Annotated in this window: 4 protein-coding genes; 1 reads left to right on the top strand and 3 read right to left on the bottom strand. The window is 74.1% G+C overall.

The genetic code is table 11. The annotated features are described in order from the left end of the window. Nucleotides 1–323: alpha/beta hydrolase (locus MCM47_RS39375; protein WP_374209279.1), on the bottom strand; the 323-nt coding region annotated here is incomplete at its 3' end. A gap of 257 nt (nt 324–580) precedes the next feature. Here MCM47_RS39375 and MCM47_RS39370 point away from each other — a divergent pair. Further along, on the top strand, nt 581–2,002 hold the full coding sequence (locus MCM47_RS39370) for a selenium-binding family protein (protein ID WP_238951688.1): 1,422 nt from the start codon (nt 581–583) through the stop codon (nt 2,000–2,002). A gap of 89 nt (nt 2,003–2,091) precedes the next feature. Here the strand turns inward: MCM47_RS39370 and MCM47_RS39365 are convergent, their stop codons facing one another. Beyond that, the gene (locus MCM47_RS39365; protein ID WP_238951687.1) at nt 2,092–3,438 is read right to left on the bottom strand and encodes a globin domain-containing protein; all 1,347 of its coding nucleotides are present in this window, start codon (nt 3,436–3,438) and stop codon (nt 2,092–2,094) included. Between the two features lie 187 nt (nt 3,439–3,625). After that, nucleotides 3,626–4,546 (bottom strand): helix-turn-helix domain-containing protein, encoded by a 921-nt coding sequence (locus tag MCM47_RS39360; RefSeq protein WP_238865018.1) that lies wholly within the window; start codon nt 4,544–4,546, stop codon nt 3,626–3,628. Nucleotides 4,547–4,709: the final 163 nt, after the last annotated feature.

Below are 4,709 nucleotides of genomic sequence, written 5' to 3'. Positions count from 1 at the left end.
CGGATGATCCGGACGGCGGCGTCCAGCTCCTCGTCGTACTCGGAGAGGTCGCGGACGAAGTTCGGCGAGTGGTGCGGGCGCAGCGACCGGCCGTACTTGCGCAGGTCGAGGGCGTAGAAGGAGTAGCCGAGCTCGACGTAGTGGTCGGCGAGGTGGGTCTGGAAGAAGTAGTCGTTGTAGCCGTGCACGTAGAGCACGGCGCGGTCCGAGCCCTTCACCAGCCGGCGCACCAGAGTGGCGCTGACCGTTCCCTCCGCGTCGGCGGCGAGCGGGAGCTCGGCGGCCTCGTAGGGAGCGCCCAGGACGTCTTCTCGGAATTCCATGCCTGTCCGCACCCGGCTCTCTGCTCAGACTGCCCCGACGCGCCGGCGCCGGACCGGCCGGTCCGGGAGCGACGCTCCTGCTGGACCGACGATACCGGCCGGTAGCCCGGTGCGCGGTACCGGCTGCCCGGTCGCCCGCGGGGTCGCCCGCCCGCTCGCCCCGCTTCCCGTGCGCCTGCTGTGCGCCCGCGGTTCTGTGGAACGCTGCCCTGACCGGAGTCACTCCCCTTGTCGGTGAAACGAGTTGAGGAGTCAGCATGCCGCACGCAGACCTGTCGCGGGCCGGGCACGGCGACCCGTCGCTGTACCGAACGCCCGCCGAGGCGATCGCCGCGCCCCCGGAGCGGTTGGCGTACGTCGCGGGGTTCGACCGGTCGGCGCGGCAGCCGGACGCGCTGATCACCGTCGACACCGACCCGGGCTCGCCGACCTACGGACGGGTGCTCCACTTCACCGACATGCCGGAGCCCGGCGACGAGCTGCACCACTTCGGTTGGAACGCCTGTTCCAGCGCGCTGGCGCACTCCTGCCACCGGGACCCGGAGCGGCGCTACCTGCTGCTACCCGGGCTGCGCTCGTCCAGGCTGCACGTCCTCGACACCCGGCCGGACCCGGTCCGGCCGCGGCTGGTGAAGACCGTGCCGGCCGAGGAGCTGGCGGCCCGGGCGGGCTACTCGCGCCCGCACACGCTGCACTGCGGGCCGGACGGCGTCTTCCTGTCCTGCCTCGGCGGCGGGACGGGGGCCGACGGCCCGGGCGGGGTCGCCCTGCTCGACCACACCACCTTCGAGGTGCTGCGCGCCTGGGAGACGGAGCGCGGACCGCAGCACTTCGCCTACGACGTCTGGTGGCACCTGGGCGGCGACGTGGGGGTGACCAGCGAGTGGGGCACGCCGTGGATGGTGGAGGACGGGGTGGTGCCGGAGCTGTTGCTGGGCCGCAAGTACGGGCACGCGCTGCACTTCTGGGAGCTGGACTCGGGGCGGCACCTGCAGCGGATCGACCTCGGGGACCAGTACCAGATGGTGCTGGAGCTGCGGCCGGCGCACGACCCGCAGGCCGAGTGGGGCTTCGCCGGCGTGGTCGTGAACGTCGAGGACCTGTCCGCCTCCGTCTGGCTCTGGTACCGGGAGGGCCCGGCCTTCACCGCGCGCAAGGTGATCGAGATACCCGCCGAACCGGCGAAGGCGGAGGACCTGCCGCCCGCGCTGCAGCCGTTCGGCGCGGTGCCGCCGCTGGTCACGGACATCAACCTGTCGGTGGACGACCGCTGGCTGTACGTGTCGGCCTGGGGCACCGGGGAGCTGTTCCAGTACGACGTCTCGGACCCGTTCCGCCCGCACCTGACGGCGTCGGTGCGGCTCGGCGGGGTGACCGCGCGGACGCCGCACCCGGCGGAGCCGGACCGGCCGCTGAGCGGCGCACCGCAGATGGTGGAGATCAGCCGGGACGGGCGGCGGCTGTACGTCACCAACTCGCTCTACGGAGCCTGGGACGACCAGTTCTACCTGGACGGCATCGAGCCGTGGATCGTCAAGCTCGACGCCGACCCCCGGGCCGGCGGGCTGACCGTCGACCGGCGCTTCTTCCCGCACGGGGACGAGTTCCGGGGGCTGCGGGTGCACCAGACCCATCTGGCGGGCGGGGACGCGTCGTCGGACTCGTACTGCTACCGCTAGGGCGGGGGCAGGGCTCGCGGGGGGCCCGCGGGGGGCGGGGCCCGGCGCCGGGCGGAAGCCGCCTGCGCGGGAACGCCCGCCGCCCCGGCTCAGCGACCGAGCACCGGGTCGTGGTGGACCCGGGCGGGCGGCAGTCCGGCGGCCACCAGGCAGGCACGGACCTCGTCCACCATCCCGGCCGGGCCGCTGACGCAGGCCAGGTGGTCGCTCCAGTCGCCCCTGCTCCCGATCGCCTCGGCCAGCCGACGGCCGCCCACCGCGCCCCCGCCCGCGGGACTGCCGGCCGGACCGCCCGCCGGACCGCCGTCGGCGACCGGGATCAGCTCCAACCAGGGCCTGCGCCCACCGAGTTCGGACAGGGCCGGCCAGTCGTAGAGGTCGGCCCGGTCCCGGGCGCCGACGAAGAGGTGGACCCGCCGCCCGCGCGGGCGGCGCTCGGCCAGCTCCTCGACGATCGCCTTCATCGGCGCCAGTCCGGTGCCGCCGGCGACCAGGAGCAGGTCCCGGGAGTCGTCCGCGGGCATCAGGGAGCCGCGCGGCGGGCCGAGCCGCAGTCGGTCCCCGATCGCGGTCCGCTCGACCAGCGCCTCGCTCACCCCGCCCGGCCCGGTGCGGCGGACGTGGAACTCCACCTCGTTGTCCGCGCGCGGCGCGCAGCCCATCGAGTACTGCCGCCAGGTGTGCGGCAGCAACGGGTGCTCGACGGTCCCGTACTGACCGGCCCGGTAGGGGTAGGGCTCGCCGGTGCGCACCCGCAGCACGGCGACGTCCGGGCGGCGACGCTCGTGGCCGACCACCACGGCGTGCCAGTACGGCGGTTCGGTGAGCGCGGCCTCGGCGCCGGCGACCATCGCCTCGACGGCGAAGCGCAGCATCCGCACCCATGCCGCCTCCAGCTCCTCGTTCCACTGCGAGCCGGCCCGGTGCCGGATCGCCTCGCGGAGCGCCTCCTCGAAGGCCTCGTAGTGGACCGGCCGGACGCCGAGCTTGCGGTGGTCGCGGCCGAGTCGGCCGAGCGTGTCGGCGAGTTCGGCGGGCCGGTCGAGGTGTTCGACGAGGTAGGTGAACATCCGCTCCAGGTGGGACCGCTGGAACTCCATGGAGGCCGGGAAGAGCGAGCGCAAGTAGGGGCGGCGCAGGAACATGAACCGATAGAGGTGGTCGATCAGGTCCGCGAACGGGGTGACCAGGCCGAGGGTGCGCAGGATCAGCCGCTGGTCGGCCGCACCGTCGTAAGACCGGCCGGTGGGGGACGGCGCGCCGCCCCGTCCGTCCGCCGGCCCCGGGAACGCGGTCGCCGGGAACGCGGGTGCCGGGAACGCGGGTGCCGGGAACGCGGGTGCCGGCGCGAGGATCTGCCGGCGAAGGCGCATGGCGTGGTGGCGCGCGATCAACCGGTCGTACTCGGTGGACGCGGCGCTGCTGCTGATCTCCATGACCAGCAGCCTAACGATCCGTCAGATGCTCGACGTACACGCTCTGTTCACCTCGCGAACCGGCCCGATCGGCGGACCGGGCCGGTTCCGGGCAGGGCAGGGCCCGGAGGGTGCGCAGTTCCAGTGAACGTCCCGGCGGAGGGTCCCGGACAGAGCCGGTGGTCCCGACCGGCCCGGGACCACCGGCCTAACGGGGCCGCTCCGCCGGGGACTCCCGGCCCTCGGCGGGGGCGGCCGGCGTGGCGGATCCCACACCCTCGGCCGGCCCGGTCGCGGCCCAACTGGCGAGCAGACGAAGCGACTCGGCCGAGGGCGAGCCGGGCTCGGCGTGGTAGGTCACCAGCACCTGGTCCGGATCGCCGGCCGGCCGCAGCGTCTCGTAGCGCAGGGTCAGCCGGCCGACCACGGGGTGGTGCAGGTCCTTGGTGCCGTGGCCCTTGTCCCGGATGTCGTGCGCGGCCCAGAGCCGGCGGAAGTCCGCGCTCTTCAGCGAGAGTTCACCGATCAGCGAGGCCAGCCGGGGATCGTCGAGGTCCCGGCCGGCCTCCAACCGCAGGATGCCGACCACGTCCGTGGCCTTGCCCTCCCAGTCGTCGTACAGCTCACGCGCCGCCGGGTCCAGGAAGACGTGCCAGGCCATGTTCCGCTGCTCCGGCGGCATCGCGGAGAAGTCGCCGGTCAACGCGTTGCCGAGCCGGTTCCACGCGACGATGTCCAGCCGCCGTCCGAGCACGTACGCCGGGACGCCCTCCATCGCGTCGAGCAGTTGCTGCAGGGCGGGCCGCACCTGCTGGGGGCGGGCCGCCGCGGCGCGCCCGCTCCGGCGGCGGGGCGGCTTGGTGAGCCGCTGCAGGTGCTCGCGCTCGGCGGGGGTGAGCCGCAGGGCGCGCGCGATCGAGTCCAGCACGGCCGTGGAGACGTTCTCGCCGTGGCCCTGCTCAAGCCTGATGTAGTACGCCGTGCTCACGCCGGCCAGCTGGGCCAGCTCCTCGCGGCGCAGTCCGGGCACCCGCCGACGGGTGCCGTAGTCCGGCAGACCGACGTCCTCCGGCCGCAGCCGGGCCCGACGGGAGCGGAGGAATTCGCTGAGTTCGGTGCGCGGGTCCATGCGGCCCAGTATGAGGGTGAGCCTGCCAGTCGTACGTTGGCCGGTCGTACGCTGCCCGCGCGTAGGTTCCGCGGTCGTACGCGGGACCGTCGTACGACAACCGCTGACCTGGTTGCCACCGTCGCGCCGGCGCAGGCTGGGGCACATGACGAACACGATCGAC

Origin of the sequence: Kitasatospora sp. A2-31 (assembly GCF_022288725.1) — a bacterium.
GTDB lineage: Bacteria > Actinomycetota > Actinomycetes > Streptomycetales > Streptomycetaceae > Kitasatospora.
Note: the sequence above shows the minus strand (reverse complement) of the source record. Positions and strands in the feature narration are given on the sequence as shown.